We start from the raw sequence: 19,477 nt of genomic DNA, 5'->3' as shown, positions 1-19,477 counted from the left end.
AACCAATCAGCGCGGCAGCGCCGTTTCGCCCATCAGGTCGAGATCGATGGCCCGGGCGGCCTGACGGCCTTCGCGTATGGCCCAGACGACGAGCGACTGGCCACGGCGCATGTCGCCGGCGGCGTAAACGCCATCCACAGTGGTCTTGTAGCTGAACGTGTCGGCAAACAGATTGCCGCGCTTGTCGAGCCTGGCGCCAAGCTGTTCGAGCATGCCCTCATGGATGGGGTGGGCAAAGCCGATGGCCATGAGCACAAGTTCGGCGGGCAGGATGAAATCGCTTCCTTCGATCGGCTGGCGATCGGTGCCGACGCGGGCGCATTTAACGCCGGAGACGTGGCCGCGTTCGTCGGCAACGATTTCGACGGTGCCCGCCTGAAACTCGCGGTTCGCGCCTTCGGCCTGGGAGGAGGAGGTGCGCATCTTGACGGCCCAGTTGGGCCATGAGGTGAGCTTGTCTTCCTTTTCGGGCGGGCGCGGGCGGATGTCGAGCTGGGTGACCGAGACGGCGCCCTGGCGGAAGGCGGTGCCCACGCAGTCCGATGCGGTATCGCCGCCGCCGATGACCACCACATTCTTGCCCGACGCAAGGATGGGTTCGTCGGTCACGGGTTCTCCGCCATTGCGACGGTTCTGCTGGACCAGATAGGGCATGGCGTAGTGGACGCCGGCATATTCGGTGCCCTCGCATCCGGGATGGCGCGGGAATTCCGAGCCGCCGCAGAGAAGGACTGCGTCGTGATTGGCCTGCAGGTCGGAGAACTGGCGGGTGACCCCGATATTTTCACCGAAATGGAAGATCACGCCTTCGGCTTCCATCTGGGCCTGTCGGAAATCGATATGGCCCTTTTCCATCTTGAAATCGGGAATGCCGTAACGCAGCAGGCCGCCGGGCTTGGGCTCGCGCTCATAGACATGGACGTCGTGACCGACGCGGGCGAGCTGTTGGGCCGCGGCGAGACCGGCGGGGCCGGCACCGACGATGGCGATTTTCTTTCCCGTCTTCTTCTCGGCGATCTGGGGCCGCACCCAACCGCCGCGGATTGCCTTGTCGGCAATGGCCTGTTCGACGGTCTTGATGGCGACGGGGGTGTCCTCGAGATTGAGCGTGCACGCTTCCTCGCACGGGGCGGGGCAGATTCGGCCGGTGAACTCGGGGAAATTGTTGGTCGAATGGAGGTTGCGCGAGGCCTCTTCCCAATCGTCCTGATAAACGAGATCGTTCCAGTCCGGGATCTGGTTGTGGACGGGGCAGCCCGTATCGCCGTGGCAATAGGGGATGCCGCAATCCATGCAGCGCGCGGCCTGGTTTTTCACTTCCGGCTCGGTGAGCGGGATGGTGAACTCGTGATAATGCCGAACGCGGTCCGAGGCGGGCTCGTAGCGCTGTTCCTGGCGATCTATTTCAAGAAAGCCCGTTACCTTACCCATTGGCTTTCTCCTTTATTCTGCTGCGGTCGGGCGCGAGCGGCCCGTGCGCAAATCTTCCATTTCCTGCATCGCCCGGCGGTATTCGACCGGCATGACCTTGACGAATTTGGGCCGGAACTCCTCCCAATGATCGAGGATATGCTTGGCGCGCGACGAGCCGGTATAGTGCAGGTGGTTGGAAATGAGCTGGAAGAGGCGTTCGTCGTCATGCTTGGTCATGTCGCCGGAAACGTCGACCCGGCCATGCCATTCGAGATCGCCACCATGGTGGTGGATCTTGCGCATGAGCTCTTCTTCCTCGGCCACCGGTTCGAGATCGACCATGGCCAGGTTGCAGCGGGAGCGGAAGGTTTCCTCCTCGTCGAGGACATAGGCGACGCCGCCCGACATGCCGGCGGCAAAGTTGCGTCCGGTCTTGCCGATGACGACGACCACACCGCCGGTCATATATTCGCAGCCATGATCGCCCGTGCCTTCGACGACGGCGACGGCGCCCGAATTGCGCACGGCAAAGCGTTCACCGGCGACACCGCGGAAATAACATTCGCCCTCGATGGCGCCGTAGAGGACCGTGTTGCCCACAATCATCGATTCCTCGGGCACGATCTGCGCCTTTTCCGAAGGACGGATGACGATACGGCCGCCCGAAAGCCCCTTGCCGACATAGTCGTTGGCGTCCCCGATCAGATCGAAGCTGATGCCCTTGGCGAGGAACGCGCCAAAGCTCTGGCCCGCGGTGCCCCGCAGGGTGACCGAGATTGTATCTTCGGCCAGGCCCTTGTGACCGTGCGCCTTGGCGACTTCGCCCGAGAGCATGGCGCCGGCCGAACGGTTGAGCGAGCGGATCGGCATTTCGAACTGGACCGGCTCTTTGGTATCGATGGCGTTGCGCGCCTTTGCGATGAGCGTGCGGTCGAGCACGGCTTCGAGGTGATGGTTCTGGAATTCGGTGTGATGGATCGAATCCCCGCCGATCGGCTCCGGCGTGTGATTTCGTTGAGGGTGCGGACACCCATTGCGGCAAGCAGCTTGCGCAGCTCCTCGGCAACGAAGAAGAAATAGTTGATGACGTGCTCGGGCGTACCCTTGAAGCGCTTGCGCAGCACCGGGTCCTGCGTCGCGATGCCGACCGGACAGGTGTTGAGGTGACACTTGCGCATCATGATGCAGCCTGCCGCGATCAGGGGGGCGGTGGCAAAACCGAACTCGTCGGCACCGAGCAACGCACCGATAAGGACGTCGCGGCCCGTGCGGAAACCGCCATCGACCTGAAGGGCGACGCGCGAGCGCAGACGGTTGAGCACAAGGGTCTGGTGGGTTTCGGCCAGCCCGATTTCCCACGGTCCGCCGGCGTGCTTGAGCGAGGTCAGAGGAGCGGCACCCGTCCCGCCATCATAGCCCGAAATTGTGATGTGGTCGGCGCGCGCCTTGGCAACGCCTGCGGCGACGGTGCCCACGCCCACTTCGGAGACGAGCTTGACCGAGACGTCGGCCTCGGGGTTGACGTTTTTGAGATCGTAGATGAGCTGGGCAAGATCTTCGATCGAATAGATGTCATGGTGCGGCGGGGGCGAAATCAGGCCCACGCCCGGCGTCGAATGGCGCGTCTTGGCGACGACCCAATCGACCTTGTGACCGGGAAGCTGGCCGCCTTCGCCGGGCTTGGCGCCCTGGGCGACCTTGATCTGGAGCATGTCGGCATTGACCAGATATTCGGTCGTGACGCCGAACCGGCCCGAGGCGATCTGCTTGATGGCCGAGCGCTGGGGGTTCATGGCGCCGTCGGGCAACGGCTTGAAGCGTTCGGGGTCTTCCCCGCCTTCACCGGTGTTGGACTTGCCGCCAATCTTGTTCATGGCCATGGCGAGGGTGGTGTGCGCTTCGCGCGAGATCGACCCGAAACTCATGGCGCCGGTGGCAAAACGCTGCACGATGGCTTCGGCGGGCTCGACCTCGGAAATATCGATCGGCTCGCCCAGGGGCTTGATCTCGAACAGCGAACGGATTGTCAGATGCGCGGCGTTCTCGCCATTGGCGGCGCGGGCAAAGGCATCATAACGCTCCTGGGCGCTCTCGGGGGTATCGCCCTTCAAGCGCACGGCGTGCTGGAGGTCGGCAATGGTGTTGGGCCCCCAGGCATGGGCTTCGCCGCGTATGCGGAAAGCGTATTCGCCGCCCACTTCGAGGCTCTTGCGCAACACCGCATCGTCGGAAAAAGCCAGGGTGTGGCGGCGCAGGGTTTCCTCGGCGACCTCTGGCAGTCCCACGCCTTCGATGGTGGTGGCGGTGCCGAAAAAGAAGCGCTTGACGAATTCGGTCGAGAGGCCGACCGCGTCGAAAATCTGGGCGCCGCAATAGGACTGGTAGGTCGAAATGCCCATCTTGGACATGATCTTCAAGAGCCCCTTACCCACCGACTTGATGTAGCGGTAGATGACTTCATTGGCATCGACCTCGGACGGGAACTCGCCTTCGGCGTGCAGCGCGGCGAGGGCCTCGAAGGCCAGATAGGGGTTGATCGCCTCGGCGCCGTAGCCGGCCAGTACCGCGAAGTGATGGACTTCGCGCGCTTCGCCGGTTTCGACCACCAGGCCCGAGGACGTACGCAGGCCCTTGCGAATCAGGTGGTGGTGGACGGCGGCTGTCGCCAGCAACGCCGGGATGGCGATGCGGTTGGCGGCGACCAGGCGGTCGGACAGGATGATGATGTTGTAGCCGTTCTGGACCGCGGATTCGGCGCGTTCGCACAGGGCGTCGAGCGCAGCTTCCATGCCTGCGGTGCCCTTGGTGGCATCGTAGGTGATGTCGAGGGTCGCGGTATGGAACTGGTTGTCGGCCATGTCGCCGAGCGCGCGAATCTTTTCGAGATCCTCGTTGGTCAGGATCGGCTGGCGCACTTCGAGGCGCTTTGTTGTCGAAAGACCTTCAAGGTCGAACAGATTGGGGCGCGGACCGATAAAGGAGACAAGGCTCATCACCGATTCCTCGCGGATCGGGTCGATGGGCGGGTTGGTGACCTGCGCGAAGTTCTGCTTGAAATAGGTATAGAGCAGCTTTGGCTTGTCCGAGAGCGCGGAAAGCGGGGTATCGGTGCCCATCGAGCCGACGGCTTCCTGGCCCGTTGTCGCCATGGGCGCCATCAGGAGTTTGACGTCTTCCTGGCTGTAGCCAAAGGCCTGAAGGCGGTCGAGAAGGCTCTCGGTGGTCGCGGGGGCCTTGGGTTCGGCTTCGGGAAGATCCTCAAGCACGATCTGGGTCTTGGCGAGCCATGTGGCATAGGGGTTCTTGCCGGCCAGTGCCTTCTTGATCTCGTCGTCGGAAACGATGCGGCCTTCTTCGAGATCGATGAACAGCATGCGGCCCGGCTGCAGGCGCCAGCGCTCGACGACGTCTTCGTCGGGGATATCGAGGACGCCCGATTCCGAAGCGAGGACGACGTGGCCTTCCTTGGTCACAAGGTAGCGGGCGGGACGCAGACCGTTGCGGTCGAGGGTGGCGACGACATAGCGACCGTCGGAAAGCGACATGGCGGCGGGGCCATCCCAGGGCTCCATGAGCGCTGCATGATATTCGTAAAAGGCGCGACGCTCTTCATCCATCAGCGAATTGCCGGCCCAGGCTTCCGGGATCAGCATCATGGCGGCGTGGGGCAGCGAATAGCCGCCGCGCACGAGAAATTCGAGGGCGTTGTCGAAACAGGCCGTATCGGACTGGCCCTCATAGGAAATCGGCCAGATCTTGGTGATGTCGTCACCGAATTTGGGCGAGGCCACCGAGGCCTGACGGGCCGCCATCCAGTTGACGTTGCCGCGGATGGTGTTGATTTCCCCGTTGTGGATGGTCATCCGGTATGGGTGGGCCAGCTTCCAGGAGGGGAAGGTGTTGGTCGAAAAACGCTGGTGAACCAGAGCGATGGCGCTTTCGAACTGGGTGTCGTGGAGATCGGGATAGAACTTGCCGAGCTGGTCGGCCAGGAACATGCCCTTATAGACGATGGTGCGGGCCGACATCGAGACGATGTAAAAGCCGTTATCGTCCTGAACCTCGGGGATTTCGCCATAGAGGGTGTTGGAAATCACCTTGCGGGTGATGAGCAGCTTGCGCTCGAAGGCATCGATATCGTCGAGCCCTTCGGGGCGGGCAACAAACATCTGCTCGATGATCGGCTGGGTGGCGATGACGCCTTCGGACAGCGCGGAATTGTCGAAGGGAACGACGCGTTCGCCGAGAATCTCAAGGCCTTCGGCGGCAATCGTCTTGCGCACGAGGTCGGCGCAACGATCGCGCAGGGCGGTGTCGTTGGGGTAAAAGATCATGATCGGCGCGTATTGGCCGGCCTCGGGCAGATCGAAATCGGTGACCTTCTTGAAGAAGGCATGCGGAATCTGGACGAGAATGCCCGCGCCATCGCCCATGAGCGGGTCGGCGCCGACCGCACCGCGGTGTTCGAGGTTCTCGAGGATTTCGAGCCCCTTCTGCACCACTTCGTGGCTCTTGGCGTTCTTGATGTTGGCGATCATGCCGATGCCGCAGGCATCGTGCTCGTTGGCCGGGTCGTAAAGACCCTGGGCGGCATTGCGTTTGGTCGCAGTGGTGCCCGGAAGTGCCGCAGCCGCCTCGATCAAATGCTTTTCCATTTCGCCCATATCAGGTCCTCGCCAAAGTTAACGGAAGGTAAGCCAAATCACCGTCCGTGCAGGTCGCTCGTTCGGGTCGTACAAGGATCAATGTACGGCTCGGGTGAGCAGACCGGTCTATTTACACTGGAGCGGCGCTGCATCCAAATGGCCGCTCAAATGAACCCTTCAATCGGGTTCCGCCGGGCCGCACCTCCTCTTAGCGGGCGGGCTTTGACCAGCGACGCAGACCGGTCCGGGAGACGGTCGATGCTGCGATTTTCTGCCAGGAGACTCCTTAGCACAGTCTCTGTGTGAAGGATCGCCTGTCATTTGTCAATAATGGACAGCAATGCTGCCCTAAAATTCGCGCGACACTCGCAGATTTCTTGCGCAGCAGCAAGGGCAACAGGCCGATTTTAGGATGATGAGCCTAAAATGGCAAACGGGCGCCCGGCATTTTTACCGGGCGCCCGTCTCAACGTTGCGGAGGAGAGAAGGTCAGGACGTTAGTTGACGGTCTTGTCTTCGATGGTCTGGGTGGTGCTGGCGATCTCGATCTGGCGCGGACGCTTGGATTCGGGGAGTTCGCGTTTCAGATCGATGTGCAGCAGGCCGTTTTCGAGCGAAGCGCCGGAGACCTCGACATGTTCGGCAAGCTGGAAGCGCAATTCAAAGGCGCGTTCGGCGATGCCGCGATGGAGGAATTCGCGCTTTTCATTGGTGCCCGGCGCGCGGGAACCCTTGACCTGAAGGCTGTTTTCCTTGGTCTCGATGGCGATATCACCCGCCGAGAAACCGGCGACCGCGATGGTCACGCGGTAGGTGTCCTCACCGGTGCGCTCGATATTGTAGGGCGGGTAGGATTTGGCGTCTTCGGCGACCAGGGTGTCGAGGCGCGAAAACAGGCGGTCGAACCCGACGGTGGAACGGTAGAAGGGTGAAAAATCAAGACGTTGCATTTTCAGTGTTCTCCTGATTGTAGCAAGAACGTTTAGCCATGCTGCCGGGATGAAGCTCCCTTTCGAGGCGAGCGGTTTCCGGCGGCGTCCCCGGGTCATCCGGCGGACAGCACAAAGATAGGAACCGCAATTTTGCTGTTCAAGAGGCGGAAAAGTGCCGGCTGAATTGAATATGAACGAGCCACTCAGCGAGCGGTCAGGCGGGGTGGGCTAGAAAGGCGCATGTGATGCCGGAAACGGTGTCATGACAAAGCGCAGGCGCCGTTCACCGCCCCCCGCAACGGCGTCTGCGCATCGCTCTCGCGATATTGTCGCATCGTTTACGAACCCCCGCTATTGTCGCTGTGACGCCCAATAGACCCTCGGTGCACATGGACGCGACGCCCACTGGACATGAGTTTGTCCACCTCGAAACCAATCGGATCCCCAAAGGTGCCCGGTCGGGCTTTTTTTCGACCAGCGACAATGTGCGGCTGCGATACGGTCTTTTCCCAAAGCTCGGTGATGGCGCGCGCGGCACTATCGTTCTGGTGCAGGGGCGGACCGAGTTCATCGAGAAATATTTCGAGACCATAAGCGATTTCCAGAAGCGCGGATTTGCCGTCGCCACGTTCGACCTGCGCGGGCAGGGCGGGTCGGACCGGCTGATCGGCAACCGGCGCCATGGGCACGTGGAAGATTTCGACGACTATTGGACCGACCTTCACGATTTTCACAAAATGATCGTCCTGCCCGATTGCCCGCCGCCCTATTATCTGGTCGGGCATTCGACGGGGGGATTAATCGGGCTTTTAGCCGCGACCCGCGACCGGCTGATGTTTGACAGGGTGTTCTTGTCCTCGCCCATGGTCAGCCTGTCGGGGCTGCCCTTTTCACTCAAATGGTCGTCGCGGCTGGTCGATGCGGCACGGTTTTTGGGACTGTCCACGATGCCGGTGGGCCGGCGCGAGGACAGGGCGCAGACCGAAGCGGGGTTTGAGGGCAATCCGCTGACCTCGGACAGGGCGCGCTATATGCGCAGCGTGGAAATATTGAAGGCGCGACCCGATCTGGCCATCGGGCTTCCCACGCTGGGCTGGATCGGATCGTCGCTGGCCGCGATGCGGCAAGCCAATGGCGATGATTTCCCCTCGCGGCTCAAGATCCCCGTGTTCATCTGCGCGGCGGCACTCGACAGCGTTGTCGAGACCAGCGCGACCGAAGCCCTGGGGCTGCGGCTGCGGGCCGGGCATCATGTGGTGATCGGTGGTGCGCGCCACGAGTTGTTCATGGAAGCCGACCCGATCCGCGAACAGGTTTTTGCGGCGTTTGATGCGTTCGTGACCGAGCAGACGGGGTATGCGGGCAGTTAGGTGATGGTGGCCTGCAAATGGCAGCTTTCTGCGCTTCCGGTGCTCACGTACAAAAGTACGCTCCGCTCATAGCCCGTGAGCTCAAGCTCGCCGGGCGTTCTTCCCTATCGAAGGTCCACCGGACCTTCGATAACCGGTCATCACTCTCGAAAACCGCCATTTTCGGCTCACCCTGACCTAACTGTCCACACACCCTCGATCCAAGCTATCCCGACTGTTTAATCCAGCATGGCGTCGCGCAGGACGCGCATTGCTTCTTCGTGCAGTTGTTCGGTTGCGGCGGCGATGCAGGTGCCGCCCTGTTCGGCGCGGCCGCCGTCCCAGGTGGTGACGATGCCCCCGGCGGCTTCGATGATGGGGACCAAGGGGGCGATGTCGACGTCCTTGAGGCCCGCTTCGACGACAAGGTCGATATGGCCGGAGGCCAGAAGGCAATAGGCGTAGCAATCGAGCCCGTAACGGACCTGCAGCGCCCGTTCGCTTATCGCGGTCCAGGCCGCAAGGTGGGGGCCACGGAACATGTCGGGGTTGGTGGTGCTGGTGCGGGCCTGCGACAGTCTGGTGACATTACTGACCGCAGCGGGGATGGGTTGGCCGTTATGGGTGTGTTCGAGCCTGCCCCCAACCGCGAGCCAGCGTTCGCCGGCATAGGGCTGTTCCATGAGCCCGGCGATGGCCCTGCCCTCATGGGTGAGCCCGATCAGCGTACCCCACACCGGCACGCCCGAGATGAACGCCCGCGTGCCGTCGATGGGATCGATGATCCAGTTGAACCGCGTTGCCGTGTCCTTTGTGTCCCATTCCTCGCCTATGATGCCGTGATCGGGGAAACGGGCAGCGATCACTTCGCGAATCCGGGTTTCGGCCTCACGGTCGGCCTCGGTGACCGGGTCGAAACCGACGGAATACTTGTTATCCACAGCAAGTTGAGTTCTGAACCGTCCCAAGGTCGAGGTCCGCGCGGCGTCGGCGCCGGCGATCAGGGTTTGGGCGATGGCCTGGTCCGTAAGACCGGCTGGTGACGAAATTGTCATGGACATCCAAAATCTTGCAGGAAAACGAGTGTAAACGGTTGCAAATCCGGCTTGGTTAACAAGGGCTTTACAGAAGTGATTCCTTTTTGCAACAGCGCATGCCGATTGCATACATCATCCCTTTGGCGGACTTGCGCTTTGATGAAAAAAGGTTCAAGCACGATATTGCATGATGGATTGGCAGCTCTTTCGGCTCTCGCCGTTTCTTATGAACTGCCAATGTTTCCTCCCTTGACTTGGGCCGCCCAGAGCGGCCCACTCTTTTCCCCCAGAATGTCTTACGGCTATTCGGCGGCCAGTTGCGTGCGGGCCAGCGAGACCGCATCGAAGCGCACAAGCGTTGCCAGAAGGGTTTCGGCAAGCTTTTGCATGGCCGAAAAGCCCTGATGCTTTTGCAGGGTGATTTCGTGCATGTAGAGGTGGCGGGAAAATTCGATCTGGATGGCATGGATGCCATATTGGGGGCGCCCATAGGCGCGGATCGTGTGTCCGCCGGCGTAGGGGCGGTTGCGGGCGACTTTCAGGCCGGCGCCGGCAAACACCGCTTCGACAGTATCGATGAGCACCGGCGCGCAGGTGGTGCCGTAGCGGTCGCCCAACACGACGTCGGGCGCCGTGCGGTCGTTGCCGCGATTGAGGCGCGGCATGGAATGGCAATCGATGAGCACGGCGACGCCGAAATGGCCAAGCGTTTCGCTCAAAAGGGTCTGCAGGGTCTTGTGGTAGGGCTTGTAGATGCCCTCGATGCGCATGAGCGCGTCTTCGAGCGCAAGGCGCTCGCGATAGATGGGGCGGTTTTCCGAAACGATGCGCGCGATGGTGCCAAGGCCAGCGGCGATGCGGGGCGAATTTGTGTTGAAATGTTCGGGCAGGGGCTCGCGGAACATTTTCGGGTCGAGCTCATAGGGCTCGCGGTTCACGTCGAGATAGGCGCGCGGGAAATTGGCGCGCAGAAGCGGCAGGCCCATATGAGGCGCGCGCAGGAAGATTTCGTCGACCCAGGCGTCTTCGGACTGGCGGATGGCCATTTCGTTGAGCCGGGAGAGTTTGAGGAACCGCTCGGGATAATCGCGGCCCGAATGGGACGAATTGACGATGATGGGGGCGACCTGACGCCGGGGGCGGACGGTTTCAAAGGCAGGTCTGTCGGAATAGTCTGATTGCACGCCCAACCCCTTGATGGCCCGATGATTGAAATCCAAGTTTGCAACGCGGGAAGGCGCTTGTCCACAAGAGCAAAGCGGGATGAGGCGATTGTGACTGTTGCATGGGCCAAAGCTTTCGTAAAACATGCGAATCAGACCAGTTGCGGCTGGAACAAAGACACTGGGACCTTTCATGAGCCAATCGTTGAACCGGATTCTGCTGGCCGAAGACGACGCCGACATGCGCCGGTTTTTGACCCGGGCGCTCAAGAATGCCGGCTATGACGTGGTGGCGTTCGACAATGGCAAATCGGCCTATGAGCGGCTGCGCGAGGAACCCTTCACGCTGCTGCTTTCCGATATCGTGATGCCGGAAATGGACGGGATCGAACTGGCGCGGCGCGCCACCGAACTCGACCCGGATCTCAAGGTGATGTTCATCACCGGTTTTGCCGCCGTGGCGCTCAACCCCGACAGCGAAGCGCCCAAGGGGGCATCGGTGCTCTCCAAGCCCTTCCATCTGCGCGAACTGGTGGGGGAAGTGGAGCGGCTGCTGGCCGCTTAGTCTGCGTTGGCAGGGCGTTGTCCTTTCCCATTCCACCGGGCTGTCACCCCGGTCCCCGAGCCGGGGTCCAGTACACTCGGCACCTGAGACAGAACCGCCAGCGCTGGCGCTTACTGGGTCCCGGGTCTTCGCCCGGGATGACGGTGGTGGGAGGCGTAGGGTGCCCATGGGCGCAATGGGTCACAAGAGCTTCAAATAACGGCAAAAGCCTATTGACCGCGACCGGCGTTTTGTGGTGTATCCGCCCTGCGCTTCGCCATTGGCGGGACGCGGTTTCAAGAAAGAGTGGGCGTATAGCTCAGCGGGAGAGCACTACGTTGACATCGTAGGGGTCACTGGTTCAATCCCAGTTACGCCCACCATTCTTTCTCCCCGGCGTGTCCGGGACTGCCTTGCAAGCAAGGCGTTTTTTGCGGGCACCGTCGCAGTTTTCCGATGGACATGCCAAGCGGGTGTATAGCTCAGCGGGAGAGCACTGCCTTCACACGGCAATGCTGTCATGATGCTAAGCTATTGAAAATGAACAGGTTTGCGTTGACCTGGTACGAACTGTGGTACGAATAGCGCGGATGGGAGTATAGCTCAGCGGGAGAGCATTCGCTTCACACGCGAAGGGTCACTGGTTCAATCCCAGTTACTCCCACCATCTTCCCCTCCCATCGACGACATTGATCCATTGCGCTATCCTCCAACCGGGAGGGATGCCCATGAGATTGTCAGCGATGCAGTACATCAAACGCTGGTTCCTGACCCGCTTCTGGGGATCGTACACGCATCCGGACGGCACTATTGAGCTCGACATCGATTACCGTGCGGGCATCGATCCGACGGTTGATGACGAGGAGACACAGGATCGAAAATTCGATCGATGGAATCGGGCCCAGGCTCTGCGCGAGCTGAAGTGGCAGTGGTTCACAATCGGCGCCTTCGTCGGCGGCGCCGTGGTGTGGTGGTGGATGTCATAACCATGTCCGACACCGACCCCACCCCCGCCGAACTCATGCTTTCCCTGCGCCGCCCGTCTCCTGAGGAGGTCGAGGAAATGCGCCGCATCGGTCGGCAGCCAGGCGCGTGTGGCTTGGATGCGAAAGGGAATTTCGTCTTCGTTCGGGAAGATGGGCGGCGCGAGATTCGTGCACATAAGCCGCCGCGGTCGGGCTGATTTCAATAAAATCTCCACATAAGCGGGCGCCTTTCAATATTTTTTGCACATAAGGGGCGACGGGGCCGATCTGAAAGTTAACGCGCTTTAACGTTGGAAAAATCAATTCGTTGATGTTTGCACCGATCCCGGTGAACGTGACTCCACGCACGGATTCGGGACGTTTCCGCGCACTGAAAATAAATCGCTAACGGGGCGTTGACGTAGCCATTTGGCTACGTTTCATAGAGAAGGCAAGAGGCATTGGGCCTCGCCGACAGGAGAATGACGATGTATTCGATTTCCGATCACCCTCAGGGTAAATTGTTTGATCTCGACCAGCAGATCGGTTTCGCCCCTGCCGTTCAAAAAATCCTCGTCGAGTGCGGTGCTACCTACCTGCGCAATCGGCAGTGGACGATTTCGCCAAAGCGCGCCGATGACCTTGCCGCAACGATCGATGCTTGGCTTGCCGATGGGTGCCCAGAAAATGGTCTGCCCAAGGGTGGCGATTACGGCGTGACCCATTTGGCCAACGGCTACTATATCAGTCGCCCACCGAAGAGCATGGTTCCGGCCATTAAGAGGCTGGGCGCTTACTGGAATCCGGCAAACAGTTCTTGGGCTGTTCCGGCCGCGATGACGGAAAAATTTGAGAAACTGGTCGCAAAATCTCAGGCCGATGCACGGGCGGCGAGCGAGGAGAATTGGCCGGTAATCCCCGGGGTAACCGTCACCGTGCGGCCCGATGGCTCTATCGCCGTTGTGTCTCCGTTCGATCCCGCGATCAAGGACGCTATCAAGTCAGTGCCGACCTCCCGTTGGGATCGTGATCGTCGTGTGTGGGTCGTGATGGCAAAATATCGAGCTGCCCTCCGCAAGGCGCTCGCGGGAATTGCTGGTGAGGCCGAGGCCGCGAACGACGCGAATGAGGCGCGTCTCAGCCGTGCCAGCAGCATGCGGAAAATTCGCTGGTCAGAGAGTGGTACCGAAATCACTGTCGCGTCCGAATACGATAGCGACGTTATCAACGCCTGCCGTGGGCGACGCATGAAATGGGATTCGTTGATGAATGTTTGGAGGGGCAAAATGCGTCACGATCAGCGGGATGCACTCCTCGATCGCTTAATCGAAATCGACGAGAATCTACGCAATCCTGCTCACAAGAGCGCTCCTGTCCTCACGCAGAATACGCCATCGCAAGGGAACACGTAGACGGCAACGCCGCGCCGCCCCCAGATCATCGCTCTCGATGGCAAGCACAATGTTGGTGACATCGTGCGGATCGCCGGTCGCGCCATGGTCGTCGAGGAGCTGGGCAACGCATTCGAGGCTGATGACGACATCGGCTCCGTCGGCGGCCAGCCGGGCTGGGAGGGTAAGTACGTGCAGCGCGTCCACCTGCGCCCGGCTGACGATAGTGAGATGGTCGAGCTCGAGGCGCGCGAGGACGAGCGCCGGAAGAAATCCGAGGCGTCGCGCCGGTGCGCAGCCGCCAAGTATACTGTTTTCTCTGGCGAACCCGGACCCGCGATCGGTCACGTGCCCACGGGCGAGATCATCTGGGACAATGGCGGCAGTGGCTACCGCGAATACGTCATATCAGACGGCGAATGGCTCTATGGCGTCATCTACGACGGTCTCGACGGTTCTACGTGGGGTAACTACTGCTATGGCTACAACTGTCGCGGGACCCGAGTACCCCATGACGCGGATCTCGTCACGGCGCTGAGGGGGGTCAATGAACGGTAACGAAATGAAGCTCATCCGCCACCAGCTCGGCCTTTCGACGCTCCAGCTGGGCCGCGCGATCGGGTACACCGGCGCCGAGAACACGGTGTCGGTGACGATCCGCAGATACGAATCCGGTCAGAGGGAAATCCCCCCATGGATCGGTCGCCTGCTGCTAATGTTTGAGCGCCACGGAGTGCCACCCGATTTCCTGCCCCCCTATATGGAGATGAAGCCATGAAAACCGCAATCAAGCATATGAACGCTGACCAAATCCGCTCCGAAATTGATGCCATCGAACGTAAGCGACAGGCCATCAACGCCGAGCAAGACGATCTCTTCGACCGCAGTGAAGCGCTGGCCATTCAAAGGCGCGAATTGACGGGGAAGCTGAGCGAGATCGGCAAACGCCTATTCGAAATCGCAAAGTCAACGACGACAGTTCGCGGCGAAGTCGATGGACTCTTCGTCCGGAACTCTAATCTTGCCGAGAAAGTCGAGGAGATCATGTTGGCCGAGCGGGTAGTGTATCGTGAAATCGAGGCCAGCTTTTCGCGCGATGCTGCCCTCGATCGGCGTGAGAACCTGGTCATGAAGCGCTCACGGGAGCTGCAATCCGAAGCGGCATAAGCCAGCTTTATAGCCATCCCGCAATCTGGCTATAACGATCGAATGCAATCCTTCCCTTCGACCGCGCGTTAATCATTTCGAAACCGCACATCTAGACGGTGCGCCCAAAATTTGCTTGATGCGCCGTCCTGGGACGTCGGAGCACCTGCTGCCGGCGGCGCACCTTGGGGCGACACCGTAATCGTGCGGACGCCCACAAGGCTCTGAAAACATCAACACATTGACGAAGGAAACCACGGACACGGGCCGGCAGCTTGCCGCGCTCGAAGAAATCGACGTCGATTCCATGCGCGCACTCAAGAATAGGGGCGCCGAAATCCTTGCGGGAGACCTGCCTGCATTGGAAGAAATTCTGATCCACGGGTGTTGGTGCGCCAACTCAATGGTCACCGACCGGATCCGGTTTTTCGCATCCATCCTTCACAACCGCATCCTTAGCGAAGCCGAGCGTGAGATCATTGAGCAAGCCATTTCGGACGGCTCGGCACCCGTCCTCGAGCTTTGCCGAGAGATCTTCGGTATCCGAGGACGCTTCAGCGATGTCGCACGCTGCGATTTGTATATCGCGTGCGCCGATACGGAGCGCGATGGCTATGACGATGACGCAACTGAAGCGGCAGTCCAGCGCCTCTTTCGCGAGCGCCAGAGCGTGCTCTTCGATGCCAGATACGGCGAGATGTTGCGTCATGCAACGACGCTCGGGCTGATCGGGCCATCGCGCTCAATTCGACGTTATCTCAATCGCGCGCAGGCCCTCGGCATGCAGCGACTGCTCGAACTTGGCCGTGACGTGGACGCGTATCGGCAAGCTGATGTCTGGCTCACTGAGCATCCCGATGCTCTCCACGATATCCAGGATGACAGCAAGAAGTCGCTCTTCGAGAAGCTCCAAGCACTCGAAGAGGACCGCGCTGAAATTGGGCCCGATCTCGATTTCGATCGCCCAGGCGTCGTCGTCGTGCCCGCGTTGTCGAAGGGCGTCGGCGGGCAGAAGGACTCGAGGAAGGCGTTCGAGAGCATCGCTGGCAAGCCGCTGCCGCTTGTCGACCGTGGACCCATTGATTTGCATTTCGAAGTCCTCGTGGCGAAGTGGCCGCATGCCCGCGACGTCATCGATTCCATCCTCTTCGACCTGGCATCAGACGAGCGGATCCGCTTCCGACCGATGTGCCTTGTCGGTAAGCCCGGGTCCGGGAAGACGGCGCTTCTGCGCGCCATCGCAGCCCAGCTTTCGCTTCCGTGCGAGGTCTTTTCCATGGGTGGAATGGCCGATGGCAGCGCGATGGGGACATCGGCGCAGTGGTCTACATCGCGTCCAAGCGTCCCCCTCCAGCTTATCCAGCGGAGCGGATTCGCGAACGGCGTCATCGTGTGGGACGAGATCGAAAAAGCATCAGACAGCCGTCACAACGGCAGCGCGTTCGATGCTTTGCTGCCGATGCTCGAGCGCTCGCAAGCTGCTGCGATCAGGGATCCCGCGCTCGAAGTCACTGTCGATCTGAGCTGGATTTCGCACTTTGCGACGGCAAACGATGTCGACACGATCCCAGATCCCCTGCGCGATCGCATGCGCATCATCAGAATGCCTGAGCCGACCTGGCAGCATATCGGACCGCTGTCGAAGCAGATCATTCGCGATATCGCACGCGATCGCGGCGTCGATGAGCGCTGGTATCCACCGCTTGCCGACGACGAGATGGGGGTGATCCGCGAGGCTTGGCCTGGCGGTTCGTTGCGCAAACTACGCCGGGCAATTGAGGGTACACTTTCCGCTCGAGACAGCCTCATGGGGAGGGCATGACATGGCAATATTTCTGACACGCGCACATGTCGAGGCCGGTCTTGAGGCGCTGAAACGCATCAAGCAGGGCCTGGAACCGTCGCCTGCCGATCTTGAAAACGCGCCGCTTCTCGACCTCTGGACCGTGCACGATGCCGGCCGTGGCGTGGTCTATCTCGCCGGGTCGGTCTCCGGACATCCGACGCTCGATGACGGCCACTGCACGACCTCGCCGTTGCTCTACATGCCGACCGATCGGACCTGGGCTCGGACCGTCTCTCGCTACTACCGACTGGGAAAATCGCTTTCCCAGGCCTTCGCGCAATCCCGCGCAACGCACTGACATGAAAGGAGATCATCGTGCGCCATCATCTCCAAATCTGCGAGGTCCGAGAGGCCCTTCGCGACTCCCTCTTCCATCAATCCGTCCACGGGCGCGGGCTGCTTGTGCAGCTCTGCGCGACCATCGCGCTTACCGACCTCGACCCGCGCATGCTTGGCCTCGTGGACCTTTTTGCGGGCAACAGCGATGCGGCATGGCGATACCGGCACAATCTCAAGCGCTGGCAAATGAAGCGGCTGATGTCAGGAGGTGCGGCATGACGGATATGAGCGTAATCCACCTGACCGACGAAGCCAGAACCATTCTTGCGGCGGCATTTGCGAACGATCCGGCATGCGCAGACATGATTGTGTTGCCGGCGACATGGCACGAATCCGAGGGGCTCGTCGATCTCTTTATCACCGGCGTTCCCGCAGGTCGATCTACTCATTCCAAAGGCGTTTGGATGCCGCAACGCCAGGACGTCGTCGAGCTGGTGCGTCGCGTCATCAATGCTCGAAGCCGTCACTGGGACCATACCCGCCTGCGGTCCTTGCCGATGCCGCGGGACTGGTGGCGAGCTATCCGCGACGAGTACGCTTTCATCGAGAGCATTCCCGAGTGCGCATCGGGCTGGTGCGATCTCCTGATTGGCATGTCGGGGTGGCTGTCGGAGCACTACGACGGCTTCTGGCACACAAGTCAGCTGAAGGAAAAGTTCGGCGGGCTGCAGGTCTATCACGATGCTGGCGACGAACGAACGGATGAAATGGTGTCCGTCGCGGAATGGCTGTCGGAGTTCATTTGTGAAGACTGCGGTGCGCCTGGTCGGCTTCGGAAGCGTGGGCAATGGTACCGCACGGTTTGCGATGCACACGCAGCAGAGGGAGGTTTCGAATGAAGATTTGGATCATGAGCGACTTGCATGTCGACGGTCGGCACCGCGATTTCGATCTGCCCGATCCGCCGCCCCAGGCCGATTTGTTGGTCATTGCCGGAGATATCGCCGACGGCTTCACGCACGGATTCAACTGGCTCGATCGGCAGCGGCAACGCGGGATCGATGTCCCGATTCTGTGGGTGCCCGGTAATCATGATTTCTACGCGTGCATCAATCCGCATGCAGCCCTGGACGCTGTGATCCGCGATTGTGAGGCGATGGGCGTCAGTGTCCTGGCGCGCGGCGAAACTACTGAGATCGGCGGCGTGCGCATCATCGGCGCCACGCTGTGGACGGATTTTGAAGTCGCTGGCGCCGATCCGATCGACCTCGCCACGGCGCAGATCTGGGCGCGTCATGCGATGCCCGATTACCGCTCCATCGATGTCGGACTGAGGCGGCTGCGGCCGGCCGATACGCTGGCATGGCATCGCGATCACCGGGCGACGATCGGCCGGCGCCTGGCGAAAGAATTCGATGGCCCGACGGTCGTCGTGACACACCATGCGCCGCACAGACTTTCGCTCGACGACCCCAATTTCCCCGACCCGTCGGACGGTAGTTTTGCCAGCGACCTGGGCGGCCTGATGGATCGATATCGCCCGCAGTTGTGGATCCATGGGCATTTGCATTGGCGGCGGGACTATCTCGTCGGCGGCTCAAGGGTGGTCTGCAATCCCCGAGGGTATGACGGCGAGCGAGGGTTCGATGATCGCTATGTCTTGGAGGTGACATTTTGAGCAAGACCGGCTGGGAATTCATTGCTCCCCTGCGCCGCCGAGGAACTGAAATCATCCGCGCATGCGTGCGGATCGATGACGAGTTTGCGGAGATTGCGGTCCCGAATTTGCAGACCGCACTCGAGCAAATGCGGTTCTTCGACGAGCCAGACGACGAGTGGGCCGAGCACCCAGGTCCGACGCCGGACGGGCACATCTTCGACTTCGCGATCTGGGACGCCGACGGGTTCGTGTGGTGGCCAGATTCGTATGACGGTCTTGCGAGGCTGAGGAGGACGCCGGGGGCGGTAGAGGCATGGATGCGGGAGCAGGAGCAAGAACGATGACATGGGCAAATGAAGGCGCACTCAAGCACGCCATCGAAACCCTCGCCGATCGCTATCCAGGCGAGAACATCGAGATCGTCTCAACGTTCGACATCGCTCACGCGGGATGGGAATGCGACTCGCGGGGTGCACTGATCCGGCGCGATGGCAAGCCGGAATTGATCATCGTCGATCAGACGGGTGGCGACGACCGGCCGGTGCGCGAAATCCTGGAAGCCAAGCTCGACGAATATGAAGAGCTGGCTGCGGAGACGCGAAATGCGCTCGGGCAGCTACTCGTGCTCGAGGGGCTGCCGCGGCGAGCTATCGGCGTCGAAGATCTCACTGATGAAGAAATGGAGATGATCAAGGAATCGACCGTCGAATTCGATTCCGATCGCGACACAGTGTATCACGTCGCCCGCGAAGCCATGCGTTATCGTATCGCGGAACTGTCGGCCGAAATCGAGCGGCTCGAACGCGAGATCGTCGATGTCGGCGTAGAAATGTCGGGGCTCGATTATCAGGATCGTGATGCCATCGAAGCCGCGATCGACAAGTACCGAAAGCGCTAAAAATCCGACCTTGGAGACGACCGCTGAACCCGGTCGCGCTACGCAAATGGGTGTCAGGTGCGGGTCGAAATCGGGCCTGTCAGTAGGCTTCCTTACGTGTGGTTTTGTGACCGAAATGGGGCGGTGCGAAAGCGTTGAAATAGCGGATTCGCAAGCCCTTGAAGTTGATACGTTTTTCAGCGCTACATGGTTGCTTGAGTTAAAATGA

The 19,477-nt window shown here is 60.7% G+C and carries 20 protein-coding genes, 2 tRNA genes and 1 pseudogene; 17 read left to right on the top strand and 6 right to left on the bottom strand.

The annotated features are described in order from the left end of the window. Positions 1-6 precede the first annotated feature (6 nt). The 4 genes and pseudogenes from KKY_RS13225 to KKY_RS13215 form a co-directional block, all read right to left on the bottom strand. Positions 7-1,431 carry a glutamate synthase subunit beta gene (locus KKY_RS13225; protein WP_014131868.1) on the bottom strand — a complete coding sequence of 475 codons (1,425 nt, stop codon included), beginning with the start codon at positions 1,429-1,431 and terminating at the stop codon, positions 7-9. A 12-nt stretch (positions 1,432-1,443) separates the two neighbouring features. Further along, a pseudogene (locus KKY_RS21030) lies at positions 1,444-2,220 on the bottom strand (GltB/FmdC/FwdC-like GXGXG domain-containing protein); the annotation flags it as partial. Continuing rightward, entirely contained in the window at positions 2,115-6,077 is a 3,963-nt protein-coding gene (gene gltB / locus KKY_RS13220; RefSeq protein ID WP_014131866.1) for a glutamate synthase large subunit, read from the bottom strand. The gene gltB and the pseudogene KKY_RS21030, both read right to left, overlap by 106 nt. Positions 6,078-6,556: 479 nt before the next feature. Beyond that, complete coding sequence (locus KKY_RS13215) at positions 6,557-7,009, bottom strand: Hsp20 family protein (RefSeq protein WP_014131864.1); 453 nt, start codon at positions 7,007-7,009, stop codon at positions 6,557-6,559. Between the two features lie 371 nt (positions 7,010-7,380). Between KKY_RS13215 and KKY_RS13210 the strand changes: the two genes are divergently transcribed. Beyond that, positions 7,381-8,361: an alpha/beta hydrolase gene (locus KKY_RS13210; protein ID WP_014131863.1), complete on the top strand. Its 981-nt coding sequence runs from the start codon at positions 7,381-7,383 to the stop codon at positions 8,359-8,361. A 218-nt stretch (positions 8,362-8,579) separates the two neighbouring features. Here KKY_RS13210 and hisN read toward each other — a convergent pair whose 3' ends face one another. After that, on the bottom strand, positions 8,580-9,395 hold the full coding sequence (gene hisN / locus KKY_RS13205) for a histidinol-phosphatase (RefSeq protein WP_139305155.1): 816 nt from the start codon (positions 9,393-9,395) through the stop codon (positions 8,580-8,582). Positions 9,396-9,679: 284 nt separating this feature from the next. Continuing rightward, a complete protein-coding gene (locus KKY_RS13200; protein WP_420850714.1) occupies positions 9,680-10,567 on the bottom strand; it encodes an N-formylglutamate amidohydrolase in 888 nt (295 codons plus the stop codon). A gap of 166 nt (positions 10,568-10,733) precedes the next feature. On the opposite strand from KKY_RS13200, the gene cpdR reads away from it, so the two are divergent. The 16 genes from cpdR (at position 10,734) to KKY_RS13125 (ending at position 19,269) form a co-directional block, all read left to right on the top strand. After that, the gene (gene cpdR, locus KKY_RS13195; RefSeq protein ID WP_014131860.1) at positions 10,734-11,105 is read left to right on the top strand and encodes a cell cycle two-component system response regulator CpdR; all 372 of its coding nucleotides are present in this window, start codon (positions 10,734-10,736) and stop codon (positions 11,103-11,105) included. 287 nt (positions 11,106-11,392) lie between these two features. Further along, positions 11,393-11,467 (top strand) — tRNA-Val (locus KKY_RS13190). A 209-nt stretch (positions 11,468-11,676) separates the two neighbouring features. Further along, positions 11,677-11,751 (top strand) — tRNA-Val (locus KKY_RS13185). A 61-nt stretch (positions 11,752-11,812) separates the two neighbouring features. Continuing rightward, complete coding sequence (locus tag KKY_RS13180; protein ID WP_139305153.1) at positions 11,813-12,070, top strand: hypothetical protein; 258 nt, start codon at positions 11,813-11,815, stop codon at positions 12,068-12,070. 2 nt (positions 12,071-12,072) lie between these two features. After that, a complete protein-coding gene (locus KKY_RS20350; RefSeq protein ID WP_014131858.1) occupies positions 12,073-12,267 on the top strand; it encodes a hypothetical protein in 195 nt (64 codons plus the stop codon). 270 nt (positions 12,268-12,537) lie between these two features. After that, the gene (locus KKY_RS13175) at positions 12,538-13,461 is read left to right on the top strand and encodes a hypothetical protein (protein WP_139305152.1); all 924 of its coding nucleotides are present in this window, start codon (positions 12,538-12,540) and stop codon (positions 13,459-13,461) included. 63 nt (positions 13,462-13,524) lie between these two features. After that, positions 13,525-13,998 carry a hypothetical protein gene (locus KKY_RS13170; protein ID WP_158308079.1) on the top strand — a complete coding sequence of 158 codons (474 nt, stop codon included), beginning with the start codon at positions 13,525-13,527 and terminating at the stop codon, positions 13,996-13,998. After that, positions 13,988-14,218, top strand: coding sequence for a helix-turn-helix domain-containing protein (locus tag KKY_RS13165; RefSeq protein WP_041528770.1), 231 nt, complete (start codon positions 13,988-13,990; stop codon positions 14,216-14,218). Before KKY_RS13170 ends, KKY_RS13165 begins: the two co-directional genes overlap by 11 nt. Then, positions 14,215-14,607 carry a hypothetical protein gene (locus KKY_RS13160; protein ID WP_014131856.1) on the top strand — a complete coding sequence of 131 codons (393 nt, stop codon included), beginning with the start codon at positions 14,215-14,217 and terminating at the stop codon, positions 14,605-14,607. The genes KKY_RS13165 and KKY_RS13160 overlap by 4 nt, the downstream gene beginning before the upstream one ends. A gap of 220 nt (positions 14,608-14,827) precedes the next feature. Continuing rightward, complete coding sequence (locus tag KKY_RS19675) at positions 14,828-16,408, top strand: AAA family ATPase (protein WP_014131855.1); 1,581 nt, start codon at positions 14,828-14,830, stop codon at positions 16,406-16,408. A 1-nt stretch (position 16,409) separates the two neighbouring features. Next, complete coding sequence (locus KKY_RS13150; RefSeq protein ID WP_014131854.1) at positions 16,410-16,730, top strand: DUF6634 family protein; 321 nt, start codon at positions 16,410-16,412, stop codon at positions 16,728-16,730. A 17-nt stretch (positions 16,731-16,747) separates the two neighbouring features. Next, entirely contained in the window at positions 16,748-16,990 is a 243-nt protein-coding gene (locus tag KKY_RS13145; RefSeq protein ID WP_041528769.1) for a hypothetical protein, read from the top strand. Continuing rightward, positions 16,987-17,610 (top strand): hypothetical protein, encoded by a 624-nt coding sequence (locus KKY_RS13140; protein WP_014131852.1) that lies wholly within the window; start codon positions 16,987-16,989, stop codon positions 17,608-17,610. The genes KKY_RS13145 and KKY_RS13140 overlap by 4 nt, the downstream gene beginning before the upstream one ends. Then, positions 17,607-18,389, top strand: a complete 783-nt coding sequence (locus KKY_RS13135) for a metallophosphoesterase (protein WP_014131851.1) — start codon at positions 17,607-17,609, stop codon at positions 18,387-18,389. The genes KKY_RS13140 and KKY_RS13135 overlap by 4 nt, the downstream gene beginning before the upstream one ends. Continuing rightward, on the top strand, positions 18,386-18,715 hold the full coding sequence (locus KKY_RS13130) for a hypothetical protein (protein WP_041528768.1): 330 nt from the start codon (positions 18,386-18,388) through the stop codon (positions 18,713-18,715). The genes KKY_RS13135 and KKY_RS13130 overlap by 4 nt, the downstream gene beginning before the upstream one ends. Next, complete coding sequence (locus KKY_RS13125) at positions 18,712-19,269, top strand: hypothetical protein (RefSeq protein WP_014131850.1); 558 nt, start codon at positions 18,712-18,714, stop codon at positions 19,267-19,269. Before KKY_RS13130 ends, KKY_RS13125 begins: the two co-directional genes overlap by 4 nt. Positions 19,270-19,477 lie beyond the last annotated feature (208 nt).

The organism is Pelagibacterium halotolerans B2, from assembly GCF_000230555.1.
Lineage (GTDB): Bacteria > Pseudomonadota > Alphaproteobacteria > Rhizobiales > Devosiaceae > Pelagibacterium > Pelagibacterium halotolerans.
The sequence above is the reverse complement of the archived record's forward strand: the minus strand, read 5'-3'. Positions and strand labels throughout refer to the sequence as shown.

Coding starts and splice junctions, on each gene's coding strand:
- KKY_RS13225 (WP_014131868.1), bottom strand. CDS start 1,431: ATGGGTAAGGTAACGGGCTTTCTTGAAATAGATCGCCAGGAACAGCGC.
- gltB (WP_014131866.1), bottom strand. CDS start 6,077: ATGGGCGAAATGGAAAAGCATTTGATCGAGGCGGCTGCGGCACTTCCG.
- KKY_RS13215 (WP_014131864.1), bottom strand. CDS start 7,009: ATGCAACGTCTTGATTTTTCACCCTTCTACCGTTCCACCGTCGGGTTC.
- KKY_RS13210 (WP_014131863.1), top strand. CDS start 7,381: ATGGACGCGACGCCCACTGGACATGAGTTTGTCCACCTCGAAACCAAT.
- hisN (WP_139305155.1), bottom strand. CDS start 9,395: ATGACAATTTCGTCACCAGCCGGTCTTACGGACCAGGCCATCGCCCAA.
- cpdR (WP_014131860.1), top strand. CDS start 10,734: ATGAGCCAATCGTTGAACCGGATTCTGCTGGCCGAAGACGACGCCGAC.
- KKY_RS13180 (WP_139305153.1), top strand. CDS start 11,813: ATGAGATTGTCAGCGATGCAGTACATCAAACGCTGGTTCCTGACCCGC.
- KKY_RS20350 (WP_014131858.1), top strand. CDS start 12,073: ATGTCCGACACCGACCCCACCCCCGCCGAACTCATGCTTTCCCTGCGC.
- KKY_RS13175 (WP_139305152.1), top strand. CDS start 12,538: ATGTATTCGATTTCCGATCACCCTCAGGGTAAATTGTTTGATCTCGAC.
- KKY_RS13165 (WP_041528770.1), top strand. CDS start 13,988: ATGAACGGTAACGAAATGAAGCTCATCCGCCACCAGCTCGGCCTTTCG.
- KKY_RS13160 (WP_014131856.1), top strand. CDS start 14,215: ATGAAAACCGCAATCAAGCATATGAACGCTGACCAAATCCGCTCCGAA.
- KKY_RS13150 (WP_014131854.1), top strand. CDS start 16,410: ATGGCAATATTTCTGACACGCGCACATGTCGAGGCCGGTCTTGAGGCG.
- KKY_RS13140 (WP_014131852.1), top strand. CDS start 16,987: ATGACGGATATGAGCGTAATCCACCTGACCGACGAAGCCAGAACCATT.
- KKY_RS13135 (WP_014131851.1), top strand. CDS start 17,607: ATGAAGATTTGGATCATGAGCGACTTGCATGTCGACGGTCGGCACCGC.
- KKY_RS13125 (WP_014131850.1), top strand. CDS start 18,712: ATGACATGGGCAAATGAAGGCGCACTCAAGCACGCCATCGAAACCCTC.